Raw genomic sequence first — 23,915 nt, 5'->3', positions numbered from 1 at the left:
TAAAATATCATTTCTGGATCGTAATCTTACACTTTGGATTTTTATTGCTATGGCGCTAGGCATAGCTATAGGAGTGTTTTTTCCGCAAGTCTCTGTGAACTTAGATAAGTTAAGTATAGATTCAATCAATATTCCAATAGCTATTGGTTTAATTCTGATGATGTATCCACCTTTAGCCAAAGTCGATTATGCAGCTTTGCCAGAGGTATTTAAAGACAAGAAAACGCTAATTTTATCTCTAGTTCAGAACTGGGTTATTGCACCAGTTTTAATGTTTGCTTTAGCGGTTATCTTTTTACCTCACTATCCTGAATATATGACAGGATTGATTCTGATTGGTCTGGCACGATGTATTGCAATGGTTTTGGTGTGGAATGGACTAGCTTGTGGCGATAATCAATACGTTGCAGCCTTAGTCGCATTTAATAGCATTTTTCAAATCCTATTCTTCAGTACTTATGCCTGGTTGTTTTTGACTTTTTTGCCACCGTATTTTGGTGTTGCGGGGCAAGTGATCAATGTTGATTTTTGGACTATCACACATGCGGTACTCGTGTATTTAGGTATTCCATTTTTTCTTGGTTTTATGACTCGCTTTCTTCTGGTTCGGGCCAAAGGTTTAGCTTGGTATCGAAATATCTTTTTGCCAAAGATCAGCCCAATGAGTTTACTGGCTCTATTGTTCACAATTGTGGCAATGTTTAGTTTGAAAGGAAATGATGTGGTGAGCTTGCCGCTGGATGTTTTGCGGATTGCAATTCCTCTGATCATTTATTTTATATTGATGTTCTTTATCAGCTTCTTTATGAGCAAATGGATGGGAAATGATTATCCAAAAACCACAGCCATTTCTTTTACAGCTGCGGGAAATAACTTCGAATTAGCATTAGCTGTTGCAATTGCAACTTTCGGCTTGGCGTCACCCGTGGCGTTTACTACCGTAATTGGTCCTCTGGTTGAAGTACCAGTGCTCATTATACTGGTGAGTGTTTCACTATGGCTGAAGAAAACCTGCTTTAAAGAAAAACAGTTTTTCTGAATTTCTTAATCTGAAATTAGCTTTACTTGATATTAATTAAGTAAGGATTACTGTGAGATACAAAGTATTATTCTCGAGTTGTGGAAAATAATGAAGAACCATTAAATATATAAATCTAAAAAATTTTTAAAGATGAACAAAAATTAAAGACAATAAAAAGCCCCGAAAAAGGGGCTTTTTATCACGTTATATTTATAAGTTATGCCTTATTTACACCAAAAGTTATATCATTTTTATGAAGCTTTGCTTTAGGAAAATAAAATTATTCTAAAATAATCTTGGTCCAGGCTTCATACATTTTTACAGCAGCGGAAAAATCACTATCGGGCTCTGCTGTCAGATTTGCTGCCTGAATCAGACTTTGTGTGAGCGCAAGAAGTGGGGCAGGTAACTTTGCTTCATTAACCAGATCTAGTGCTATTCCTGTATCCTTTGCAAGCAAAGGTAAAGCAAAGGTTAACGGGAAACTACGGTTTAATATTCGTGCGGGCAGTGCCGTTTCAGTGACGCCACTTTTACCACTTGAGGCATTAATACATTCAAGGGCCTGATTCAGATTGACACCATGGGCTTTTAAAGTCGTAAAACCTTCAGCTACTGACCATAAGTTCACTGCAAGTAACATATTATTCACTGCTTTCACAGCAAACCCAGCCCCTGAGTCACCTACATGTTTAATCAGCTTGCCAAAGGTCTGCATAGCTGGCAGGGCACGATCAAATACTGCAGCATCGCCTCCAACCATTATGGTTAAAGTGGCATTTTCGGCACCAATAGTTTGACCACTGACAGGCGCATCTAAAAATTCGATGTCCTTTTGTTTTAAACTCATTGCCAGCTCTTTTGCTGCTGCAGGAACACCACTTGTACAGTCTATCCATATAGCGCCAGCTTTAATATTTAATGAGTCAATAAGCTGCTTCACATCCTGGCTGGTAGGTAAACAGGAAAAGATAATATCTGCCTGTACCGCCTGATGTAGATCTATTGCCTGTGTACCGTACTCAGTTGCATGCTGTTCAGCCTTTTCAAAGCTGCGATTCCAGACATAAACAGTATCAAAATGTTTGGGTAGATGTGCAGCCATGCGGTAGCCCATTGCTCCAAGACCAATAAATGCCACAGTTTGAATCATAATGTATCCTTTATTCTTGATGAGCGTTGTACCAGCCATTCGGTCAATTTTGGCCAGAATTCATTGGCACTTGCCTGGCTTGACATTAAACCGATGTGCCCTCCAGGAATAGCAGTAAACGAAACATCTGCACTATTTGTCAATTGGCTAAGGGGTTGAATAGCTGCTTCTGTCACAATCTGATCTGTGGTGCCGGCACCTAATAGTAATGAGCATTCAATATTTTTTAAGTCAATTAACCGATCTTTTAAATCAATACTTCCTGTTTTCAGTGGATTTTTAAGCCAGACTTTAAAAATCATATCTTTATTGATTGCGCCAGGATAATCATTCATATGATTTAAAAATGTCTGCACCGTAGTGTGTTCTCGCAGAAATTTTTCATTGTCTATATATTTAAATAACTGAATACAGCTGTTTAACCAGCCTGCTGGATCAATTATTTTAAACCCCAAGGCATTAATAAAACCTGGTGTATGGATCAGCCCTTCAGGAATATTTTCAATACTGTGCCTGATTTTTGCATGTCTGGTAAGTAACTGATTTACTGTTTTAAATAGCTTGCCAATCCGACCCGAAGCGTAACTGTCAATTGGACTACCTAAAATAATCAGATTTTTAACATGACTCTGTTTCGCCAAGGCACTGTAGAGTAAAGCAAAAATACCCCCCATACTCCAGCCATGCAGGGAAATTTTTTCACTTTGCGAATGTTCACAGACAGTTTTAATATAGTGCGGCAAGCAATCATCAATAAAAAATAGAAAATCGCGATATCGGTCCTGAAATGTGAAGGTTCCCCAATCAACCAGATAAACATCAAAACCTTGCAGCTGAAAATGCTGTACTAAAGAACGGTAAGGATATAGATCATAAATCGCCATATCGACTGCCAGCGGTGCTACAAAAACTAATGGCTCCTTGTAGCGTTTATGAGCGGCAGCATAATAACGCAGCTGGCTACCATGATACTTGCTGATTACCTGAAAGGGTGTGGATTGGGAAAGAACCAATGACTCGGGGTTAAGTACACGGCGTGAAAGATGAAAAAATCTGGTCTTCTGCTGTCGAATTCTGGCTTTTAAGGTAAACATTTTTGGCATTCATTTCTCATTTCAAAAGATTTGTATGAAGACTAAGCGATAATTATGCATTTTACCTTGACCAGAAATACTCTGGACGCTCAAAATGTTGGCAATTTCTATCAAGGGCAGTCTTGCGGACTGAGTCAGACATGAACCAACCAGACGAACTAGATTATCAAATTGACACTTTAGCTATTCGCACTGGCCATACACGCAGTTTTGAAGGCGAACATGGCGAACCAATCTTCCTGACCTCTTCATTTGTTTATGCCAATGCTGAGGAAGCAGCAGCAAAATTCTCGGGTCAGATTCCAGGTAATATCTACTCGCGCTTCACCAACCCGACAGTTTCCATGTTTGAAAAACGTCTTGCTGCATTAGAGGGCGCAGAACGTGCCGTTGCTACTAGTTCGGGTATGGCGGCAATACTGGCTGTAGTCATGTCTTATCTAAAGGCAGGTGATCATGTCATCTGTTCACGTGCGGTATTTGGTTCTACTGTATCGCTGTTTGAAAAATATGTTGCCAAGTTTGCTGTAACGGTAGATTTCGTTGATTTAACAGATACAAGTGCCTGGAAAGCTGCATTACGTCCTGAAACACGACTGCTTTTTGTAGAATCACCTTCTAACCCACTGGCCGAGATCGCTGATATTCAGTCTCTGGCAGATATTGCGCATAGCAATGGTGCTCTACTGGCGATTGATAACAGTTTTTGTACTCCGGTTTTGCAACAGCCTTTAAAATTCGGTGCTGACCTGGTGATTTATTCTGCTACCAAGTATCTTGATGGTCAGGGACGTGCTTTAGGTGGTGCAGTGGTTGGCGGTCATCAACTGCTTGAAGACGTTTTCGGTATGGTGCGTACTTTAGGGCCATCAATGAGTCCTTTTAATGCCTGGATCTTTTTAAAGGGCCTTGAGACATTAAACCTGCGTATGAAAGCTCATACGGCCAGTGCTCAAAAACTGGCTGAATGGTTAAAACAGCATCCAAAAGTTGAAAAAGTCTATTATGCCGGCCTGCCTGAACATATAGGCCATGAACTGGCAGCCAAGCAGCAAAGTGGTTTTGGTGGGATTGTTTCTTTTGAGGTAAAAAAAGGACGAGAAGGGGCTTGGAAAGTCATTGATCAGACCCAATTTATTTCTATTACCGGTAATCTGGGCGATACCAAGTCTACTATTACTCATCCGGCGACTACCACGCATGGTAAATTGTCAGCAGAGGCGAAAGAAGCAGCAGGTATCCGCGAAGGCTTGATCCGGGTTTCTGTCGGCCTTGAAGACATTGATGATATTATTCGCGATTTATCGCGCGGTTTAGATTTAATTTAGCCATTTAAATTTTTTTGGAGAGTAATAATGAATATTAATATGTTGATGCAGCAAGCCCAGCGTATGCAGAAGGATGTAGAAAGTAATCTGAAAAAAGCCAAAGAAGAGCTAGCCCAGATGGAAGTACATGCAGAAGCGGGTGGTGGGCTGGTAAAAGTAACCATGACATGCCGTAATGTGGTAAAGCGTATTGAAATTAATCCGGACCTTTTACAGGATGAACCGGATATGATCGAAGACCTGATTGCTGCTGCGATTAATGACGCTGCCCGTCAGGCAGAAGCAATTTCTGAAGAAAAAATGAAGAGTGCCAATAGTGGTATGGGCTTACCACCAGGCCTGGCCGGATTATTTTAAGGATTAATATTACGTGTTCAGTGAGCGCTTTGATCAGCTTGTACAGGCATTGCGAATTTTACCTAGCGTTGGGCCGAAATCGGCTCAGCGTATGGCATTGCATCTGCTTATGAAAAATCGGGAAGGTGCATCAGGACTGGCTCATGCTCTAAATGAGGCAACTTCCTATATTCATGAATGTAAAGTCTGTCATTCACTGACAGAAAATGAAGTGTGTGATATATGTGCATCTTCTGAACGTGACGAGCAGCAGCTCTGTGTAGTGGAATCACCAGCCGATGTCATGGCAATAGAGCAAAGTGGCAGTTTTAAAGGTAAATATCATGTCCTTGGTGGTCACTTATCTCCACTTGATGGGATTGGTCCAGAAGAGATTGGTATACCTTATCTAGTCCGGCGTTTGAGTGAAGGTCATATTACAGAAGTTATTCTGGCGACCAATGCTACAGTAGAAGGCCAAGCGACAGCTCATTATTTGGCTGAAGCTACCAAACATTTGCCTTTGCATCTAACTCGAATTGCCCAAGGAGTACCTCAGGGTGGTGAGCTCGAATATGTAGATAGCCATACGTTAAGCCAAGCTTTACACAATCGGATGCGAATAAAATAAGCACTTATAAGTGCTTATTTTATTTGTAATGCTAAAAAAACTGCATTTTGTCGTACATTCTGTCACTGGAAAATAGATATAACTATGACAATATAAAAAAACTCACTGCTAAATAAGGCTAATTCCAAAGTAAATATAAGAAATCATCTAAAATATAACCAATCAAATTGATTGGAAAATAGTTAATACGTATTAATTCTATTTAAAAACATTGAATTAATAAAGATTTAGACAAAAGACTAATAGTAGAAACCTATATATAAAATAACCCTAACTTGTTAATATGAACAAAAAATTACTGTTGAGCTCCTATGTTTCAGTTTATCGAACAGCAAACTGATTTAGAAAAAGTGCTCTACCTCATGGATCAACATCCGGTTTATGCACTTGATACTGAATTTATTAAAGTCGATACCTTTTGGCCTAAACTCGGTGTTTTCCAGATTAATATTGCAGAGCAGATATTTTTACTGGATGGTACAACTTTAGACCTTACAGCTTTCTGGAAAAAAGTTTATCGGGCCCAGCAAAATATTTTTCATGCCTGTAGTGAAGATATTGATCTGATTTATCATTATGCTGGCCCTTATAGCCTAAGCAATGTATTTGATACTCAAGTTGGCTTGTCTTTTTTAGGCCAAGGTTTACAGGTAAGTTATCAGAATGCTTTAAAACTTGTGCTTGATATTGATATTGAAAAAGATCAAACCCGTTCTGACTGGCTAGCTCGACCACTGACGGATGAACAGCTACATTATGCAGCAAATGATGTGTTGTACTTGGGACAGTTAGCCGAACAGATTAAAACTGAACTTAAGCAGAAAAACCTGTATGAGTGTGTACTTGAAGACTGTAAGCACCTGACCCAAGAAATTGCTGAGGAAACACCCCTACATTTACTGTATCAGGATGTGGGCAATTACCGGCATACACGTCGCCAGCTTATGCAGCTTCAACATTTAAGTGTGTGGCGTGAGCAAATGGTTAAGGCACTTAACCAGCCTCGTAGCTTTATTCTACGCAACTCAACCATGATTGATTTGGTCGAGAAAAATCCACGTAATAATTTCCAGCTGGCAAGTATTAAAGATATTCGTGCCGGTGTGGTACGTGAATATGGAAAAGTTATTCTGGACTTGCTGAAATTTTTGCCTAAAGCAGAAGAGTGGCCATTACGTATGGCTCGTCCCATCAAACAGGCCTCAAAAACTACTGCCGAGCAGGTAGATAACCTGATTCAAACAGTTGTTGAAGAGACTAAAGTACCCAAAGAGGTTCTACTGCGTAAAAAATGGATGAATTCTTTATATCAGCATGTCGTCTTTCATGGAGATGAGCAGAATTTGCCAGACTATCTGCTGGGCTGGCGCTATGAAATATTAACCAAGCCGCTTATCCAGATTTTACAACAGGATGAAAGTTATTTATCGACCCAGATAAAAGTAACAAATTAACTAAATATGAATTGATGAAGAGCGGCATATTTAAGTAAAAACACGACTGATGCGTTAATGATGGCTAATGTAACCGTCGTCTTTTTCATGTATGCTTTGATTTGAGTTTTATGAGTTCTGTTTCAAAAATGCATTGTGATATTTATAGATCTAGTAAGAAAGATGAGATGTACCTTTATATTGCACGTCCTGATTATTCAGCCGAGTCTGACTCTTCGGAACTTGATCCGCTTGAGATAGTGCCTGAAGTATTACGTCATGCTTTTGGGCGGGCTACTTTTGTAATGCATCTTGAATTATCTGAAACGCGCCGTCTGGCTCGGGTAAATGTATTACATGTACTTGATTCCCTACAAACCAAAGGCTTTTTTATTCAAATGCCTCCAGAAGGTTTAATTAACCCTAATGCAGTAGAACCAGAGGGCTTGCGTGGTGCTTGATCAATTTTCAGGAGTTTGGAACAGTTTACTTTCGATGCTCGATTCAATTCCTGAAGATAGCATCGCTGTAACAGTTTATGGTCTTGGTACATTAATTATTTTATGGTGCTGGACTAATATCGCAAGACGTATTCCAGCGCCGGTTGGAGCAATTAGCTGGATTATCGTTTTTGCAATTCTGGTCACCCCGACTGTTTCAGAAGGGCCAAATGCTTCCATTGCGCCAGCAACCTTTGGACTGATCTTTGGTGTACTCACCAAAGAGTACCCGCTTGTTTGGTCCAATCTGGCGGCTATTTTGTTTGTAATTGCGCTTGGCCTGCTAATCGGGTATCTGTGGACACGTTATACGGCACCCAAAAAGACTTCGCCACTTTAAGTAATAAAAATAAGGTTTAATTATGTCTTTGGATTCTCAAAAATTTTCTGGTACAGAGCAATATATTGCCACTGAAAGCCTTAAACTTGCAGTAAATGCGGCCCGTATTCTGCAAAAGCCGTTACTGGTTAAAGGAGAGCCAGGAACAGGCAAAACCTTGCTTGCAGAGCAGGTAGCAGCGAGTCTGGGTTTAAAGTTGATCACCTGGCACATCAAGTCGACCACTAAAGCGCAGCAGGGATTATATGAATATGATGCGGTATCGCGTCTGCGTGACAGTCAGCTTGGTGATGACCGAGTATACGATATTGCAAATTATATTAAGCCTGGGAAACTGTGGGAAGCATTTACCAGTGAAGAACGCTGTGTACTGCTGATTGATGAGATTGATAAAGCAGATATCGAATTTCCAAATGACCTGTTGCATGAAATTGATAAAATGTCATTTTTCGTATATGAAACGGGTGAGACAGTCACAGCAATTCAGCGTCCGATTGTGATTATTACTTCAAATAACGAAAAAGAATTACCAGATGCATTTTTGCGTCGATGCTTTTTTCACTATATTGAGTTCCCGGATGAAGCTACCATGCGGGCTATTATCAATGTCCATTTTCCAAATATTTCGGCTACTCTGGTCAGTGAAGCCTTGCAGATATTTTTCAAGCTACGCCAGATACCAAGTTTGAAAAAACCACCTTCAACTTCTGAACTGATTGACTGGTTGAGCCTGCTGATGGCTGATGAAATGCCAGAAGATATTTTGCGACATCATGATAAGTCTAAGGCAATTCCGCCTCTATACGGTGCCCTGATCAAAAATGAACAGGATGTGCAGCTTCTTGAACGTCTTGCTTTTATGTCACGACGTTAAGAGGCTCCTGCTATGTTCGTGCGGCTGTTTTATACATTACGAAAATATGGAATACCGGTGACTACCCGGGAGCTGATCGATTTAAATCAGGCAGTTGCGCAAGGGTTAGTCTTTGCTGATGAAGAAGGTTTTTATCAGCTGGCACGAATGATCTTGGTCAAGGATGAACGATTCTTTGACAAGTTTGACCGTGCTATGAAGGACTATTTTGATGGGATCGAAAGTATTGATCTGGATGAGTTGTTAAAACAGGTTCATAAACTGCCAAAAGACTGGTTTGATCTGGAGCTGCTTGAAAAACATCTTACTCCTGAACAGCGCGAAGAACTCAAGAAAGCAGGCTCACTTGAGGAGCTGATGAAAATGCTTGAAGAGCGCTTGCGTGAACAGCATAAAAAACATCAGGGTGGCAACCGGATGATTGGTACAGGGGGTACTTCTCCGTTTGGTGCTTACGGTGATCATCCTGAGGGAGTCCGTATCGGAGGGCCGGGGCGAAAGCGCTCAGCAGTTAAAGTGTGGGAACAGCGCAAATACAAGAACCTTGATGATGAGCAGATCCTTGGTTCGCGGCAGATGCAGCTGGCATTACGTCGTTTACGTAAGTTTGCCCGTACCGGTGCTGCCGAAGAGTTAGATATTGACGGTACTATTCGTGAGACAGCCAAGCAGGGGATTCTGGATGTACAGATGGTACCAGAGCGTCGTAACCGGGTTAAAGTATTGATGCTGTTCGACGTGGGTGGTTCTATGGATGCCCATATCAGTGAATGTGAAAAACTGTTCAGTGCCGCACGTACCGAATTTAAAACATTGGAATATTTTTATTTCCATAACTGCCTGTATGACTATGTCTGGAAAGATAACTATCGGCGTTCCTCAACCCGTATGGAAACGCAAGAGCTGTTTAATACTTATGCCAGAGATTATCGTGTAATTGTAGTTGGCGATGCCAGCATGGCACCTTACGAACTCAGATCGGTTGGCGGATCAGTTGAATACATGAATGATGAAGCGGGAGAAGTGTGGCTAAGACGCCTGCGTCAGCACTTCGATAAAACAGCTTGGCTGAACCCGGAGCAGGAAAGTTATTGGCATTATACTCAGACTATAGCCATGATTAAGGAAATTTTTGAAGATCACATGTATCCAATGACGCTTAAAGGAATTGAAGAGATGACCCGCTATCTGGCACGTTAATCTCCCTGTTTAAAAATGTATACAAGCTGGAACTTATTATGAATCATCAAATCAATGGCGTAGCTTTACCGGATGAACAGGGGTTCTTTGGTGAATATGGGGGCCAGTTTATTCCACCACATCTAAAGCAGGCCATGGATCAGATTAATCTGGCTTATGAAGAAATACGTCATACTCCAGAGTTTCAGCAAGAGCTGGCTGATCTTTTTGCACATTATGTTGGCCGTCCAAGTCCATTATTTCATGCGAAGCGACTGTCTGATCAATTAGGCGGGGCACAAATCTATCTGAAACGTGAAGATCTGAACCATACTGGTGCCCATAAAATTAATCATTGTCTGGGTGAGGCATTACTGGCCAAATATATGGGTAAGACCAAAGTTATTGCCGAGACTGGAGCCGGGCAACATGGCGTGGCCTTGGCAACTGCCTGTGCATTGGTGGGTATTCCTTGTGAAATTCACATGGGGCAGGTGGATATTGAAAAAGAACATCCAAATGTTGTAAAAATGAAAATTCTGGGAGCAAAACTGGTCTCGGTAACGCGTGGTACCGCTACTCTTAAAGATGCAGTGGATAGTGCTTTTGAAGAATATTTAAAAGACCCTGATCACTTTATTTATGCGATTGGTTCTGTTGTCGGTCCTCATCCATTTCCTAAAATGGTCCGTGATTTTCAGTCTGTTATTGGAAAGGAAATTAAAGAGCAAACCCATGAGCGTTTTGGAAGTAATCCGGATTATATTGTTGCCTGTGTAGGCGGCGGCTCTAATGCAATTGGTGCATTTAGTGCATTTTTAAATGACCGGGATGTTAAATTAGTCGGAGTTGAGCCGGCTGGTCATGGTTTAGATACTCCTATGCATTCAGCATCTCTAACACTTGGTAAACCAAGCAAACTACATGGTATGGCCTGTTATGTGCTGGAAGATGAGCATGGTGAGCCACTACCTGTTCACTCTATAGCCTCAGGGCTGGATTATCCTGGAGTAGGGCCACAGCATAGTTACCTCAAGGATATTGGTCGAGTAGAGTACGCTACCGCCAGTGATGAGGAGTGTCTGGCTGCCTTTATGACGTTATCGCGCGTGGAAGGGATTGTACCTGCACTTGAAAGCTCTCATGCAGTTGCATGGGCAATTCGTGAGGCACCTAAAATGCCTAAAGAGATTCGGATTATTGTAAACCTTTCTGGCCGGGGTGATAAAGATTCAGATTATGTAGCAGCAAAACTGGGTCTCTAATCTTTACATTTTAAGATAATTAAACAGGTATCTTTATGTATACCTGTTTAATTAAGGGTTGTTAAAAGTTCTAAATTTAACCTGAAATGTATTGCTGTAACTGATCAATCATCAGACGCTGGTCTTCCATTGCAGCTTTGACCAGATCACCGATTGAAATCAGTCCTACCAGCCGCTCGTCTTCAAGCACGGGTAAATGTCGCAAATGGCGGTCAGTCATCAGTTGAAGACAATCTTCTACAGTATTATTAAGACCCACGGTTAAAACCTTATTGGTCATAATTTCACTCACTGTGGTGTTATAGGAAGAGCGTTCCATTAATGCAACTTTACGGGTGTAATCGCGCTCAGACAAAATTCCAACGACACGCTGTTCATCAGTTACGATTAATGCACCGATTCCCTTGTTGGCCATAAGTGAAATCGCTTCAAGTACAGTAGCTTCTGGTGAAATAGTAAAAATGGCTTTTTCTGTTTTATTGTGAAGAACCTGAGAGACAGTAGTCATATAATGATTCCTTGGTGTTACTTATCGTTTTAATTTAACTTAGCCTGATTTTTAGAAAATGCAAAGAGTTTAAAATAATCTCGTTAAAAAATGCTGAAAATGTATATCGAGATATACAGGTTTCAGGAAGCTTATCTTATGAATTCACTTTTTTAAAGTGCATCACAGTTTAATTCACTAAAGAAAAAATGACACATCTGATTGGCAGAAAGTTTAAACTTACGGTTAGATGAGTTAAATAGTGCTGGTGTAACATTCAGACGAGTTAATGTCGGTAATAGTGATTTCTGAAAGTCTTTCGGAGTAATACGGCGTGGCGTATAGTTTGGCCAATGTACCTGAGCATAACGGTGTGCCTGCACACCATTAAGCCAGAAAGGAAAAACATAGTCTTCCTGGTCTGATTTGATTGCCCAGCCATCATTATAAAGGCCCCAGACCACACCACAATACATCATTGTTTTTAAAATAGAGAGTTTAATTATAAGTTCTTTAGAAGCAGGTTGAAGTTGGCTATAAGTATTCATGATCATTCATGGCTATAAGAATTTCGAAGTCAGGCCTATTGTAAGGTTTAATTATGAAAGTACAGTTTAAGCTTTAGGTATATTCGGTAAGAAATTATTATTTTAAGGTATTAAAAAACGCCACCTAGGTGACGTTTTGTTAAGCCTGCATCGTGGCCATCTTTTGCCAGTACTGAGCTTTTAAGGAATCCCGTTCTACACGGAAACCTTGGTAATAAAGCTCGGCAAGGAAAAGGGCCGCTTTACCATGACCTGCACGAGCAACTTCTTCTAGCTGCTGTACAGCCTCGCTAAAATTCATTTGAGACTGTATTGTATTTACAGCATTAGCGTACACATGTTCTAAGTCATGATGAGAGATATTTTGAATCATAGTAAACTCCTTATTGTAATTATGATTGCGAATATAAAAGACAAATTGTCTTAATATTAAAATAACAAATCTATGTGAAACTAATATTACATTAGTCTTAACTTGTCAATGTACATATTGGGTAAAGATTCTGTTTTTCAAGCTTACATGTTTAAACATTAAACAAAAAATGTTTTTATTAGAATGAAAAAGAAAATTAGATAAATAAGAGGACAATAATTATGGCTTCCACAATAATAGCGGATACTTCAACTGTCAGTAATGAAAGATATAATACCCTTGATGGTTTGCATTTTGACTATCCTCCAACTGAGCAGCAAATTGTCGCACTGGCACATGCCCATCGGCGTAATCTGGATGCGGCATCATTAGATCAGAACGTGCATTTGGGGAATTTTTGTTTGAAACAGCGCAAGCATGTTTATGATTTTACTCGGCAGTATGAATATGATGACCGTGTACGTTTTTACTCAATTTATAATGGAGAACTTTTACGTATTGCAGATGAAGACGACCTGCATCCGGCAGATTCAGAACGTGGAGTCGGTATTTTTGCAATATTTGTAGTAATGGCGATTGTTGCTGCTGTGCTCTACTACACTGTAATCCGGGTAGTCTTTTACTGAGCATTGATATGCAAATGGTGAACCGGTCTAATAATATACAGCTTGCGCTATTATTAGACTGCTTTACTTGTACTTTTACCTGCGAGCACTTTAAACTACCTGTTATTCGAGGTAGGTTATGCTCATATCCCCACATAGTTTCCAGAAAATTAAAGCAGTTCTAACACTAGATCGTATCTATGATATTTTTGTACTGCTTGTTATGGGCCTAATTTTTTTAATGGTTTGTATTGGTCTATCTCGACCTGTTGCCACCAACCAATATCAAAATATTTTAATACTTTCAAAACAGGCTGTTCATCCCAAAACTCAGAAAATGGCTCTTGAACTATTACAAACTGAAAAGATTCAGCGCATCTATTATCTTAAATTGATGCGGGCGTATCAGTTTGAACAGACACAGGTGAAGCATTATCCGGCACAGGCGGCAGAGGATTTGCGCTAGGTATAGGTTTAGAAGCCGCAGGCGATGTTATCTGTGAATTCAGGTTTTGCTCTAAAATGCTCTGTATAGCCTGTTTGTCCAAGGTTTCACTCACAATAACTAAAGTCAGATTTTCAGGATTTAAATGTAATTTTACGGCCTTTTCTACATCCTTGGTGGTCAGATTAGCCAGCTGTTTGGAATATTGAGTCAGATAATTGGCAGGTAGACCATAAAACCCGATAGCACCTAACTGTGCATTCATGCTGGCATTACTGCTGAAATTCATTGGAAATGCGCGTAATATGCCTGCTTTAGTTTCTTCTAGCTGTTTCTGGTCAAGTGGCTGTTGAACAAAATCAAGCAGCGTTTTGTGCGCAACCCGGATACTGTCTAGCAGCTGGTCTTGACGGGTGGAGTAGCTAATATTAAAGACACCACGGGCTTGAGTTGAGTTTATTGTGCTATAAGCGCCATAGGTATAACCACGTTTTACCCTTAACTCACGCATCAGTAGCGAGTTAAAGCCGCTTCCTCCCAGCATCTGGTTAGCAACTTCTAGGGCGAGTCTGTCTGGATCAAAACGGGTAATGCCCAGTTGGCCCATGCTGACATGAGCCTGTGATGAATTAAATGGAATATGTTGAATATTAAAACCGTTGTGCTCTTCCGGAACAGGAAGTGTTGGAGCTCTTTGACCTTGTGGTAAATTTCCTGCAATACGTTCAGAAAGTTTAAGCGCTTCCCGCTGATTGAGTTTACCCGTAATAGCAATATTCATATTCTGTGCTACTAAAAAAGTGTCTCTAAAAGCTCTCAGGTGTTTAGTGGTGATTTTACTAATACTACGCTGGGTACCTGGAGTGGGTTCTGCATAAGGATGAGTCCCATACAAACTCCGATAGAAACGTACATCCCGCATTCTGCCTGGATTCTCTTGAACCTGTTTCTGACCTGCCTGGGTATTGTTTAAAATCAGCTTAATGCCTGAATTATTAAAACTGGAGTGATTCAATAGATGAATCATCATTGCTAAAGCTGGTTCAAGCTTTTTTGGATCTGATAAAACCCGCAAGCGTACAATAAACATATCGCGATAGGCATTTATACTGAACTGCGCACCAAGACGCTCAAAAGTATTTGCAACCTCTTGCGCAGTATAAAACTCTGTGCCTTCATCTAGCAGATTAGCTGTCATATTTGCTAATCCGTATAATCCTTTTTCTATACTTTCATCTCTTGCCGAACCTGCATTAAAGGTGAGTTGTATATCTATGATAGGTAAATCTTGTGATTCGACGAACAGACTACGGACCTTATAGCGATTTGTCAGATCATGTACATAAGGTGCCTGATATTCCTGCTTCTTAGAAATGCTGCGTAAGCTTTGTAAGGTAGAAAGAGAATATAGTTTACTATTATCCTGCTCAAAGTCAGCTTCCTGTAAATTGACTTCAGCAATTGCCGACAAACTTAGAGAAAGGCTGGCCATTAATAAAGGCATACGTAGATGAATCATAGCAATCCTTTCTTTATTTTGAATCTTGAGGAAGCGGAGATAAATAAAGCGTACTCAGATTTTCACGGACAAAATAGGCATTTGCAACTCGCTGTATATCTTGTGGCGTCACTGTTTCATAGTGCTGTGGCAGTTTATCCAGTAAGCGATAACTTAAGCTATTAATCTCCAGATTCCCGATCATTTTAGCTTGCCCAGCGATATCATCTTGACTGTAAATTAAACTAGATACGAATTGTGTAATTACACGTTCCAGTTCATTGGAATTCACCGCCTCAGTTTTGAGCTGATCCAGTTCTTTCTGTATGGCTTCTTGTGCCTCTTGGAAACTGACTCCATCTGCAGGTAAGGCTGTAATATTAAAAAGAGTATCTCCGCGGTTATAAGGATCATAACTTGCACTGACAGCAGTCAGTATTTTTTTATCCCTTACCAGCCGGTTCTGTAAACGTGAAGAAATACTGCCATCAAGTAGGGACTGAATAATGGTAAGGGCATAGGCATCCTGAGGATTTTTGGCAGTTTTTAATGAACGGACATTCCAAGCCATATACAGGTTATTAATTTGGACCGGAAGAGAAAGCTCCATATGTCGATAACCTGGGCGGTCAAATTCGATGACATCATTACGTTCTGGTGTTTTACGTGCAGGAATTGACCCAAAATATTTTTCTACCTGCTTTAAAGTTGCTTCCACATTTACATCGCCCACTATAATTAAAATAGCATTGTTAGGGGTATACCAGCTGTGATACCAGTTCTTCAGGTCATTTAACTGAATATTCTGCAGATTTTTCATATAGCCAATTACGGGCTGGCGATAATGACTTGTAGGATAGGTAATCCATTTAAATCGTTCAAAAGCCAAAGTTCGTGGATTATCATCAGTACGTAACCGGCGCTCTTCCATGATGACTTTAATTTCTGGCTCAAAGTCTTCCTGTTTAAGCACCAGGTTAGTCATACGGTCAGCTTCAAGTTCCAGTGCGAGTGGTAAATAGCTTTTCGGATAAAGCTGATAATAGTTGGTATAATTGGTAAAGGTTGAGGCATTAACACTACCGCCATAAATGCGGCTTAAACGGGTAAACTCATTATGAGGTACTTTGGTTGTTCCCTTAAACATCATATGTTCTAAAGCATGTGATATACCTAGCAGATTACCAGACTCATCACTACTGCCGACCCCATACCAGATTTGGGTCATTACTACAGGTGAACGATGGTCCTCTCGAATAATAACTTTTAAACCGTTGCTTAATGAGGTTTCTACAGTTGTTCTGGAAAGTTCAGTCGTGGTTTGAGCCTGTAGGGCTGTAGAGATCACCACTGTACCAGCCATAATGCTTAAAGATATAAAAAGAAAAGGAGAGATAGATTTAAGATGTTTTTTGAACTGTCGTGTAACTTGAGACACTATTATTTCCGGTCAAGTATGTATAATTTTGTTCTATTGTTCAAAAAACAGGGCTTTAACGCAAGCCATAGTTGTTGAGTTTTGGTTGAGACTTAGCCTAAGCATCATGCGCGGTCAGGAATCTATGCTAAACTCTTTCTTTTTTAACGCGATGCTTTTCAAGGAATCGGCATGCAACAGCAATCTAATGTGCAAAATAAATTCTTGATTGATTCTGATATCGGGGATGACGATGTCACTTTACCTAGCTTACCTGCTGTTGACGTTCCCATTATTGATACTCCAAAACAAGAACAACCTGTCACTGCCAGTATTCAGAGTGTAGAGGCAGATGAAGAGAAATCTAAAGGCGGTTTTTTTAGCCGGATGAAACAGGGGCTGACTAAAACCCGTAAGAACTTGGCAGATGGAATGGTCAATATCCTGATCGGGGGTAAGGAAATTGATGATGAGTTGCTTGAAGAGGTTGAAGAGCAATTACTGGTTGCCGATATTGGTGTAGAAGCAACCAAGACAATTATTAATAATTTGACTGAGCGGACTGCTCGGGGTGATTTGATTTACTCACATTCACTTTATAAAGCTTTACAAGAAGAACTGGTTGCCTTGCTTGCGCCGCGTGTTAAACCCTTACATATTGACCCGAATAAAAATCCTTATGTGATTTTAGTGGTAGGTGTAAATGGTGTAGGTAAAACCACCACGATTGGTAAGCTGGCTAAGCGCTTACAGGGAGAAGGCAAGAAAGTTATGCTGGCTGCGGGCGATACTTTCCGTGCGGCTGCAACTGAACAGTTGCAAATCTGGGGGGAGCGTAATGATGTTCAGGTGGTTGCGCAGGGACACGGTGCCGATAGTGCATCAGTTATTTTTGATGCTTTCGAAAGTGCTCGTGCTAAAGGAATTGATGTGCTAATCGCCGATACTGCAGGACGTTTGCACAATAAAAGTAATTTGATGGAAGAGCTTAAAAAAGTTAAGCGTGTTATGCAGAAAATTGATGCGACAGCTCCACATGAAATTATGCTGGTTGTTGATGCTGGTACAGGCCAGAATGCTATTAATCAGGTGCAAATGTTTGATGAAGCTGTTGGTTTAACCGGTTTAACCATTACCAAACTTGATGGTACTGCTAAAGGTGGTGTGCTGTTTAATATTGCAAGTCGTACTCATGTACCAATCCGATTTATCGGGGTAGGCGAAAAAATTGATGACTTGCGTCCATTCTCTGCCAAAGCTTTTGTTGCTGCTTTATTTGAAACTGATAAGTGATCTGGCTTATATCTTAAAGAACTCCGCTAAATGCGGAGTTCTTCATTTTTTAAATTATAAAATAATAAATCTGCTTTATATTAGAGTCAGAAATAAAGAAATTTAAGAAAATTTTAAAGTATTGTTCCAAAAATAAAACACTATGTTATTGATTTAAGGCTGACGTTATTCCTAGATTCTTATAAACTGATTTTAACAAACAACAGATTATCTATCTTTAAAGTACAGAAAGGACTAAAATTATGTCATTTATGAATCACGTTAAAAACCGCCGTACAATTTATGCAATTGGTAATAATGTCAACGTAGACCAGGCAAAAATCGAAGAAACAATTCGTGAGGCAATCAAGCACAGTCCATCTTCATTCAACTCACAGTCTTCCCGTGCTGCGATTCTGTTTGGCGAATCTCATACCAAATTCTGGGAAATTGTACGCGAGACTTTACGTAAAATCGTACCGGCTGAAGCATTTGCAGCAACTGATGGGAAAATCAGCAGTTTTGCAGCTGGTTATGGCACAGTTTTATTTTATGAAGATCAGGATGTAGTTAAAGGCTTACAGGAACAATTTGCCGCCTATGCGGATAATTTTCCAGTGTGGTCAGAACATTCTACTGCAATTGCGCAGTTTGCTGTCTGGACGGCTTTATCTGAACAGGGTATTGGAGCTTCACTACAGCATTATAATCCGATTGTAGATGCAGAAGTCGCTCAGGCTTTTGATATTCCGGCAAGCTGGAAATTACGCGCTCAACTGGTATTTGGTTCAATTGAGGCTCCGGCAGGTGAAAAAACTTTTATGGATGACACAGCACGCTTTAAGACATTTAACTAAACTTTCTAAAATTGAAAAAGAGTGCTTGTAGGTACTCTTTTTTTATTTTAAACATATAGATCATTCTTAATAAATTAAAAGAAAAACTTAGCATTTAATAATTTAATCAAAATTAAAATCTAAGGTTCAAGATGTCATAAAATAGTCATAAATGCATAGCATAGTGCAGCTAGAATTTAGATATAACATGTAGAGTACCTATTATGCTTTCAAGGTTGTCCATTGCAGCTTTAATATTTTCACTAGGAAATGTCGCATATGCTGCAGTAACTATTGCAGCGCCAGAAGTTATTGATGTATTGGCAGTAAATGATCAGGAAGTAAAAAATAACTTTCTACGTTCACAAGAAAGTACGTATAAAATTGATGCAGGCAAGGCAAGTTTAAGTATACGCTATAGGCAGTTCTTTCAACATTTAAATGGCGAACATGACATACTGAAATCAGGTGTGGTAACCGTTCAGACACCAGATCTAAAAGATAGTGAAACTTATACTTTGGCACTGGTAAATCCACCTCAGTCTTTTGAAGCAGCAAAAATATATGCAGCTCAGCCAACAGTGGCTTTATATAACAGCAAAAATGAACTGGTTGTGCAACAGACCGGTGCAAATACTGAAGCTAAACCTTGGTTAGGTAGCGGTTTGCTAGGGCGCAGTTTTGATTTGACCCAAAAGCAGATAAAGCCATCAGTTCATCAGCCTGAGCCTACTTATACTGCTTCAAGTTCAACAGCAAGTACAGCAAAAACTGCTATGACCAGTAGAAACATTCAAACAGATCAGCAGTTAATTGAACTCTGGAAAAAAGCTTCTAAAGCAGAGCGGCAAAGTTTTATGAATTGGATAGCCGAACAGGCGCAATAAAAAAGACCTCAAGATGAGGCCTTTTTAAAATAAGAATTTACTACTGAAGCAGCCATATATAATAGCCTAGTAGCATAAGGGGCCAAGCGATAACTGGGCTAAATAACCATTTCCATAACCAGAAACGGGGCACAAACCCTACGCCATAAATAAACCCCCCTGAAATTCCTAGCATAATCAGCATGATCATACGATGGTTATACTGACCATGCTGATCCAGCATAAGTGCAGGATGGATCAGCATAATGGCTGCAAGTGGCAATGCCAACAGGAAAGAAACAGCCATAATCAAACGATGAACGGTAAGCCTCATTGATGTTGTCATTACTACAGCCATGCTATTACTCCTCATCCAGATTTTGATGATGTTCGATATAGAGCGCGCTGAGCACACCTGCAAAACAGGCCATCAAGATTCCTAAAATCCACGCGAAATACCACATAAGCATTCTCCTGATAAAACCTAGTACAAGCTGTGTGAATTGGCTTTGATGTGTTTGTTGGTAATCACGCCCCACATTTTGTAATAACACCAGGTGGTGTAACACAAAATAATTGGAACAAAAATACAGGCTGCAACAGTCATTACAGTGAGTGTATTTTTACTTGATACTGCATCCCACATGGTCAAGCTAGCGACAGGGTTGATGCTTGAAGGCATAAGGAATGGGAACAACGCAAAACCAGCTGTTAAAATTGCACCAATCACCATCAAAGATGTGCCCAGGAAGCTTAAACCGGCTTTGGCTTTCGCAGCAGCTGCAATCACAATTAGGCTTCCCAGAATTGCCATGATCGGTGCCATCATGGTGATTGGATAAGTTGAGTAGTTATTCATCCAGCCATGGTTGCTATTGGTAATTACTTCTTTGGCAAGAGGATTTGCTACAGCGTTAGTGTTAAATGGTTGAGCTAAAGTATAGCCTTCAATATTACCGAAATATAACCATGCTCCAGCGCCCAAGAAGCAGACTAAGAATACCACGCCCATCAATTGAGTTGCTTTAGCAGAGCGTGCATGCAAGTCGCCATCGGTACGAAGCATTAACCAGGCACCGCCATGCGCACTTAGCATAGATAAGCTGACGATACCGCAAACCAGTGCAAATGGGTTAAGTAGTGCAAAGAAGCTACCAGTATAAGTTGAACGTACGGTTTCATCTAAAGTAAATGGTACGCCCAGAAACATATTACCGAAGGCAACACCGAAAACTAAAGCAGGAACTGCACCACCAACAGCCAAACCCCAGTCCCAAGAGTTACGCCATTTTTTATTCTCAAGTTTAGAGCGATAGTCAAAACCAACAGGTCTTAAGAAAAGAGCGAACAGTACGAGTAATAATGCCCAGTACATGCCGGAGAAGGCTGTTGCATATACCATTGGCCATGCAGCAAAGAGTGCACCGCCAGCTGTAATGAACCAGACCTGATTGCCGTCCCAGTGAGGAGCAATGGTATTGATTGCTGCACGACGTTCTTCATCATTTTTGCCTACAAATGGCATAATTGCCATGGAGCCCATATCAAAGCCATCGGTGAGGGCAAAGCCAATCAGCAGCACACCAACCAAAACCCACCAGATTATTTTGAGGAGTTCGTATTCAATCATGATTGGACCTCTCCAGATGCGTGTTGTGGAAGAACAATATCATCTTGCTCGGCATTTGATTTTTCAAAATAGTATTTGCCAGTATGTAAAGAACTTGGGCCTAAGCGAGCAAATTTAATCATCAAGTACATTTCGATAATTAAAAGTACGGTATAGAATGCTGCAAGTGCCAGGATTGAACCCCATATGTCTCCAGTGCTTAAGCTTGAAGCAGAGAGGTGTGTAGGTAGAACTTCACCAATTGTCCATGGTTGACGGCCACCTTCAGCCACATACCAGCCAGTTTGTGTAGCAATCCAAGGCAATGGCAGGCCGTAAAGAGCAAACTTAAGCAACCAAGGTTTGTTTTCTGCATTGCGTTTAGCCACTGCATAAGTTGCAAGAATAAACAGAAGCAGCATGAGGAAACCTGATGCAACCATGGCACGGAACGAGAAGAACAGGGCAGTAACGTTGGGGATTGTATCCTTCGTTGCTGCTTTGATGTGCTCTTCAGAAGCATCTACAATATTGGGTGAATATTTTTTCAGAAGTAGTCCGTAACCCAAGTCTTTCTGGTTTTCTGTAAATGAAGCCATGAGTTCTGGAGAACGATCGCCCGCACGAAGTTTTTCAAGTTCGGCATATGCAGTCATACCATTACGGATACGAAGCTCATGTTGAACCATAAGATCCTTCAGACCTGTTACTTCTTTATCAAGAGAACGTGTTGCAATAATACCCATCACATATGGAATTTTGATGGCATAGTCAGTACGCTCTTCTTCCTGATTTGGAATACCAAATAGTGTAAATGGAGCAGGTGCCGGATGAGTTTCCCATTCTGCTTCAATTGCAGCTAATTTGGTTTTTTGTACATCGCCAAGTTCATAACCTGACTCATCGCCAAGCAGAATCACTGAAAGTGTAGAGGCTAGACCAAAGATTGCAGCAATGGCGAAAGAGCGCCGTGCAAAAGGCAGATCACGTTTTTTGAGCAAGTAGTAGCTTGAAATGGCTAAAACGAAAACGGCACCAGTCACATAACCTGACGATACGGTATGAACAAACTTAACCTGGGCTACGGGGTTGAAAATTAGTGCGCCGAAATCAACCAGCTCCATACGCATGGTTTCAAAGTTGAACGCTGCGCCTACCGGGTTCTGCATCCAGCCATTGGCGACTAAAATCCAAAGTGCCGACATGTTGGAACCGAGCGCCACCAGCCAGGTCACGCTCAAATGCTGAACTTTGGAAAGTCGGTCCCAGCCGAAGAAAAACAGACCGATAAACGTCGATTCAAGAAAAAATGCCATCAGACCTTCAATAGCAAGTGGCGCACCAAAAATATCACCGACATAATGTGAATAGTACGCCCAGTTTGTACCAAACTGGAACTCCATGGTTAAGCCTGTCGTTACACCTAAGGCAAAGTTAATACCAAAAAGTTTTCCCCAGAATTTGGTCATATCCTTATAAATTTCTTTGCCAGAAATCACATAGGTGGTTTCCATAATGGCAAGAATAAAAGCTAAACCAAGAGTAAGAGGTACAAATATAAAATGATACAACGCGGTCATGGCAAACTGAAACCGCGAGAGATCGACCACGCTTTCTGAAATCATCAACGTGTCTCCTTAAATTGAGAGGGAGTACCGGCAATATGCTCGGCAACTTGAGTGTCAAAGTTCTTGGGAATTGTTGGGGAATCGAACCAGATATTCTTAATAGTAATTAAAATTACAACCTTGATTATTAAAATGAGTGTAATTTCTCTAACTATACGCTGGTTAAAATTTTTGGGAGTTAAGCTCATAGAAATAAGCCTATTTAAATACCTATCTATATTATTAACCAAATAAAAACAAAAAATAAATACTTAAAACATTTAAAATAAAAATATATTATTAAATAATTATAAATCAATAACTTGAAAATAAAAAATAATTTTTTATTTAATAAAAGTAAAGTTTACTAAAATGGTTAGATTAAGAATTTTATAATTCCGACTAATTTAGTTTAATTAATAATTAAATCAGATTAAAACAGTTGTATTTATAAATTAAAGTAGATTAAAAAACTTGGGATTGAAAATAAAATTTATTAATTATTCAGTTTGGATTAACAGTATGCTGTAAGTAAGGAAGTCAAAACTAATAAATAACCAATATACTAGATATGTGTAAGTCAAAACTTATACAAAAGCTACTGGTATATCCATAGAATAAAACTCAGGCGATAAAGGAGATAAAAAATTAAATACTCATAACAATTAAAAGGTCCTATATAAAAGTATAAGGCGGCTACATACTTTCATGTATATTGGCGAGAGAGAAATGTAAAACTGTGACAAAAATCAGCTGTAAAAAGCTATTTCCTAATGACTATTAGCTATAATTAAGTAAGAAATTAAGAAAATAGTTTTTTAATAATAAGGAAACGGTCACTACTCACTAAATTGATTGCTACTTTATTTTGAGTTAAAGGAAATCTGGTTAAGAGCTATTTAAGGTGAGTTAGATTTAAAAGTTTAAAATTACTTTTTAGTTTAAAAAATAGACACTCGTTAAGAGGGTGATAAAATAGGGGTTGCAAGGTTTTAAAAACTGTATAGAATACGCTGCATCCCGACGCGATTAAGACAAAGATCTTCACTAAAGGGTGAAGGTGGTGGTTCTTATTTGCGTTAATTCTGTCTCTGACGAAGAGCAGAAAGATCATTAAGAGAATATGAAGAACAACTTGTGTGGATTTTTACTGATTGATCGATCGAAATAATTTTCATTGATTGAATGGTAGAAATTT

Annotated in this window: 27 protein-coding genes; 15 read left to right on the top strand and 12 right to left on the bottom strand. The window is 39.9% G+C overall.

Annotated elements, in window-relative coordinates; genetic code table 11:
- The first annotated feature begins 49 nt into the window (after window positions 1-49).
- Window positions 50-1,039 (top strand): ACR3 family arsenite efflux transporter, encoded by a 990-nt coding sequence (gene arsB, locus AC0VYT_RS07310; RefSeq protein ID WP_005406322.1) that lies wholly within the window; start codon window positions 50-52, stop codon window positions 1,037-1,039.
- Window positions 1,040-1,301: 262 nt separating this feature from the next.
- On the opposite strand, the gene AC0VYT_RS07305 is transcribed toward arsB, so the two are convergent.
- The gene (locus AC0VYT_RS07305; protein ID WP_005020127.1) at window positions 1,302-2,174 is read right to left on the bottom strand and encodes an NAD(P)-dependent oxidoreductase; all 873 of its coding nucleotides are present in this window, start codon (window positions 2,172-2,174) and stop codon (window positions 1,302-1,304) included.
- Window positions 2,171-3,268 (bottom strand): alpha/beta fold hydrolase, encoded by a 1,098-nt coding sequence (locus AC0VYT_RS07300; RefSeq protein ID WP_005404514.1) that lies wholly within the window; start codon window positions 3,266-3,268, stop codon window positions 2,171-2,173. Before AC0VYT_RS07300 ends, AC0VYT_RS07305 begins: the two co-directional genes overlap by 4 nt.
- Window positions 3,269-3,408: 140 nt before the next feature.
- Between AC0VYT_RS07300 and AC0VYT_RS07295 the strand changes: the two genes are divergently transcribed.
- The 9 genes from AC0VYT_RS07295 to trpB all read left to right on the top strand — a co-directional run bounded on the left by AC0VYT_RS07295 (window position 3,409) and on the right by trpB (window position 11,154).
- A complete protein-coding gene (locus AC0VYT_RS07295; protein WP_005020131.1) occupies window positions 3,409-4,596 on the top strand; it encodes an O-succinylhomoserine sulfhydrylase in 1,188 nt (395 codons plus the stop codon).
- Between the two features lie 27 nt (window positions 4,597-4,623).
- Window positions 4,624-4,953 (top strand): YbaB/EbfC family nucleoid-associated protein, encoded by a 330-nt coding sequence (locus AC0VYT_RS07290; protein ID WP_005020132.1) that lies wholly within the window; start codon window positions 4,624-4,626, stop codon window positions 4,951-4,953.
- A gap of 13 nt (window positions 4,954-4,966) precedes the next feature.
- On the top strand, window positions 4,967-5,563 hold the full coding sequence (gene recR, locus AC0VYT_RS07285) for a recombination mediator RecR (RefSeq protein WP_005020133.1): 597 nt from the start codon (window positions 4,967-4,969) through the stop codon (window positions 5,561-5,563).
- A gap of 311 nt (window positions 5,564-5,874) precedes the next feature.
- Window positions 5,875-7,017 carry a ribonuclease D gene (locus AC0VYT_RS07280; RefSeq protein WP_005020134.1) on the top strand — a complete coding sequence of 381 codons (1,143 nt, stop codon included), beginning with the start codon at window positions 5,875-5,877 and terminating at the stop codon, window positions 7,015-7,017.
- A gap of 128 nt (window positions 7,018-7,145) precedes the next feature.
- Complete coding sequence (locus AC0VYT_RS07275) at window positions 7,146-7,457, top strand: YcgL domain-containing protein (RefSeq protein ID WP_005020136.1); 312 nt, start codon at window positions 7,146-7,148, stop codon at window positions 7,455-7,457.
- A 34-nt stretch (window positions 7,458-7,491) separates the two neighbouring features.
- Complete coding sequence (locus AC0VYT_RS07270) at window positions 7,492-7,836, top strand: hypothetical protein (RefSeq protein WP_005405118.1); 345 nt, start codon at window positions 7,492-7,494, stop codon at window positions 7,834-7,836.
- A gap of 22 nt (window positions 7,837-7,858) precedes the next feature.
- Window positions 7,859-8,710: an AAA family ATPase gene (locus AC0VYT_RS07265; protein ID WP_005020138.1), complete on the top strand. Its 852-nt coding sequence runs from the start codon at window positions 7,859-7,861 to the stop codon at window positions 8,708-8,710.
- A 12-nt stretch (window positions 8,711-8,722) separates the two neighbouring features.
- Entirely contained in the window at window positions 8,723-9,910 is a 1,188-nt protein-coding gene (locus AC0VYT_RS07260) for a vWA domain-containing protein (protein ID WP_005020139.1), read from the top strand.
- Window positions 9,911-9,948: 38 nt separating this feature from the next.
- The gene (trpB, locus tag AC0VYT_RS07255; RefSeq protein WP_005020146.1) at window positions 9,949-11,154 is read left to right on the top strand and encodes a tryptophan synthase subunit beta; all 1,206 of its coding nucleotides are present in this window, start codon (window positions 9,949-9,951) and stop codon (window positions 11,152-11,154) included.
- 76 nt (window positions 11,155-11,230) lie between these two features.
- Here trpB and AC0VYT_RS07250 read toward each other — a convergent pair whose 3' ends face one another.
- The 3 genes from AC0VYT_RS07250 to AC0VYT_RS07240 all read right to left on the bottom strand — a co-directional run bounded on the left by AC0VYT_RS07250 (window position 11,231) and on the right by AC0VYT_RS07240 (window position 12,562).
- Window positions 11,231-11,662, bottom strand: coding sequence for a CBS domain-containing protein (locus AC0VYT_RS07250; RefSeq protein ID WP_005020147.1), 432 nt, complete (start codon window positions 11,660-11,662; stop codon window positions 11,231-11,233).
- A 152-nt stretch (window positions 11,663-11,814) separates the two neighbouring features.
- On the bottom strand, window positions 11,815-12,189 hold the full coding sequence (locus tag AC0VYT_RS07245) for a DUF2750 domain-containing protein (RefSeq protein WP_005020148.1): 375 nt from the start codon (window positions 12,187-12,189) through the stop codon (window positions 11,815-11,817).
- 139 nt (window positions 12,190-12,328) lie between these two features.
- Window positions 12,329-12,562: an SEL1-like repeat protein gene (locus tag AC0VYT_RS07240; protein WP_005020149.1), complete on the bottom strand. Its 234-nt coding sequence runs from the start codon at window positions 12,560-12,562 to the stop codon at window positions 12,329-12,331.
- 221 nt (window positions 12,563-12,783) lie between these two features.
- On the opposite strand from AC0VYT_RS07240, the gene AC0VYT_RS07235 reads away from it, so the two are divergent.
- Both AC0VYT_RS07235 and AC0VYT_RS07230 read left to right on the top strand, forming a co-directional pair.
- Window positions 12,784-13,188: a hypothetical protein gene (locus AC0VYT_RS07235; protein ID WP_005020150.1), complete on the top strand. Its 405-nt coding sequence runs from the start codon at window positions 12,784-12,786 to the stop codon at window positions 13,186-13,188.
- 118 nt (window positions 13,189-13,306) lie between these two features.
- Window positions 13,307-13,633, top strand: coding sequence for a hypothetical protein (locus AC0VYT_RS07230; protein ID WP_005020151.1), 327 nt, complete (start codon window positions 13,307-13,309; stop codon window positions 13,631-13,633).
- Here the strand turns inward: AC0VYT_RS07230 and AC0VYT_RS07225 are convergent.
- Window positions 13,554-15,131 (bottom strand): M16 family metallopeptidase, encoded by a 1,578-nt coding sequence (locus AC0VYT_RS07225; RefSeq protein WP_005020152.1) that lies wholly within the window; start codon window positions 15,129-15,131, stop codon window positions 13,554-13,556. The two genes, AC0VYT_RS07230 and AC0VYT_RS07225, sit on opposite strands and share 80 nt — an antisense overlap.
- Before the next feature lie 13 nt (window positions 15,132-15,144).
- The gene (locus AC0VYT_RS07220; protein WP_217449106.1) at window positions 15,145-16,473 is read right to left on the bottom strand and encodes a M16 family metallopeptidase; all 1,329 of its coding nucleotides are present in this window, start codon (window positions 16,471-16,473) and stop codon (window positions 15,145-15,147) included.
- Between the two features lie 246 nt (window positions 16,474-16,719).
- Between AC0VYT_RS07220 and ftsY the strand changes: the two genes are divergently transcribed.
- From ftsY to AC0VYT_RS07205, 3 genes are all read left to right on the top strand, one after another.
- Window positions 16,720-17,820, top strand: a complete 1,101-nt coding sequence (gene ftsY, locus AC0VYT_RS07215) for a signal recognition particle-docking protein FtsY (protein ID WP_005020155.1) — start codon at window positions 16,720-16,722, stop codon at window positions 17,818-17,820.
- Between the two features lie 242 nt (window positions 17,821-18,062).
- Window positions 18,063-18,656 (top strand): nitroreductase family protein, encoded by a 594-nt coding sequence (locus AC0VYT_RS07210; RefSeq protein ID WP_005020157.1) that lies wholly within the window; start codon window positions 18,063-18,065, stop codon window positions 18,654-18,656.
- 203 nt (window positions 18,657-18,859) lie between these two features.
- A complete protein-coding gene (locus tag AC0VYT_RS07205) occupies window positions 18,860-19,522 on the top strand; it encodes a DUF2057 family protein (protein WP_005020159.1) in 663 nt (220 codons plus the stop codon).
- 40 nt (window positions 19,523-19,562) lie between these two features.
- Here AC0VYT_RS07205 and AC0VYT_RS07200 read toward each other — a convergent pair whose 3' ends face one another.
- From AC0VYT_RS07200 to cydP, 5 genes are read right to left on the bottom strand one after another with little or no spacing between them, the layout of a single operon-like run.
- Window positions 19,563-19,859, bottom strand: coding sequence for a cyd operon YbgE family protein (locus tag AC0VYT_RS07200; protein WP_005020161.1), 297 nt, complete (start codon window positions 19,857-19,859; stop codon window positions 19,563-19,565).
- Window positions 19,860-19,863: 4 nt separating this feature from the next.
- Window positions 19,864-19,965, bottom strand: a complete 102-nt coding sequence (cydX, locus tag AC0VYT_RS07195; RefSeq protein WP_000270276.1) for a cytochrome bd-I oxidase subunit CydX — start codon at window positions 19,963-19,965, stop codon at window positions 19,864-19,866.
- A gap of 20 nt (window positions 19,966-19,985) precedes the next feature.
- Window positions 19,986-21,131: a cytochrome d ubiquinol oxidase subunit II gene (gene cydB / locus AC0VYT_RS07190; protein WP_005020162.1), complete on the bottom strand. Its 1,146-nt coding sequence runs from the start codon at window positions 21,129-21,131 to the stop codon at window positions 19,986-19,988.
- Window positions 21,128-22,735 (bottom strand): cytochrome ubiquinol oxidase subunit I, encoded by a 1,608-nt coding sequence (locus AC0VYT_RS07185; RefSeq protein WP_005020163.1) that lies wholly within the window; start codon window positions 22,733-22,735, stop codon window positions 21,128-21,130. Before AC0VYT_RS07185 ends, cydB begins: the two co-directional genes overlap by 4 nt.
- Complete coding sequence (cydP, locus tag AC0VYT_RS07180; protein ID WP_005020165.1) at window positions 22,735-22,926, bottom strand: cytochrome oxidase putative small subunit CydP; 192 nt, start codon at window positions 22,924-22,926, stop codon at window positions 22,735-22,737. The genes AC0VYT_RS07185 and cydP overlap by 1 nt, the downstream gene beginning before the upstream one ends.
- Between the last annotated feature and the right edge of the window lie 989 nt (window positions 22,927-23,915).

The sequence above is a fragment of the Acinetobacter sp. QJM3NY_42 genome (assembly GCF_056173745.1).
This window is presented reverse-complemented; position numbering and strand designations above follow the sequence as displayed.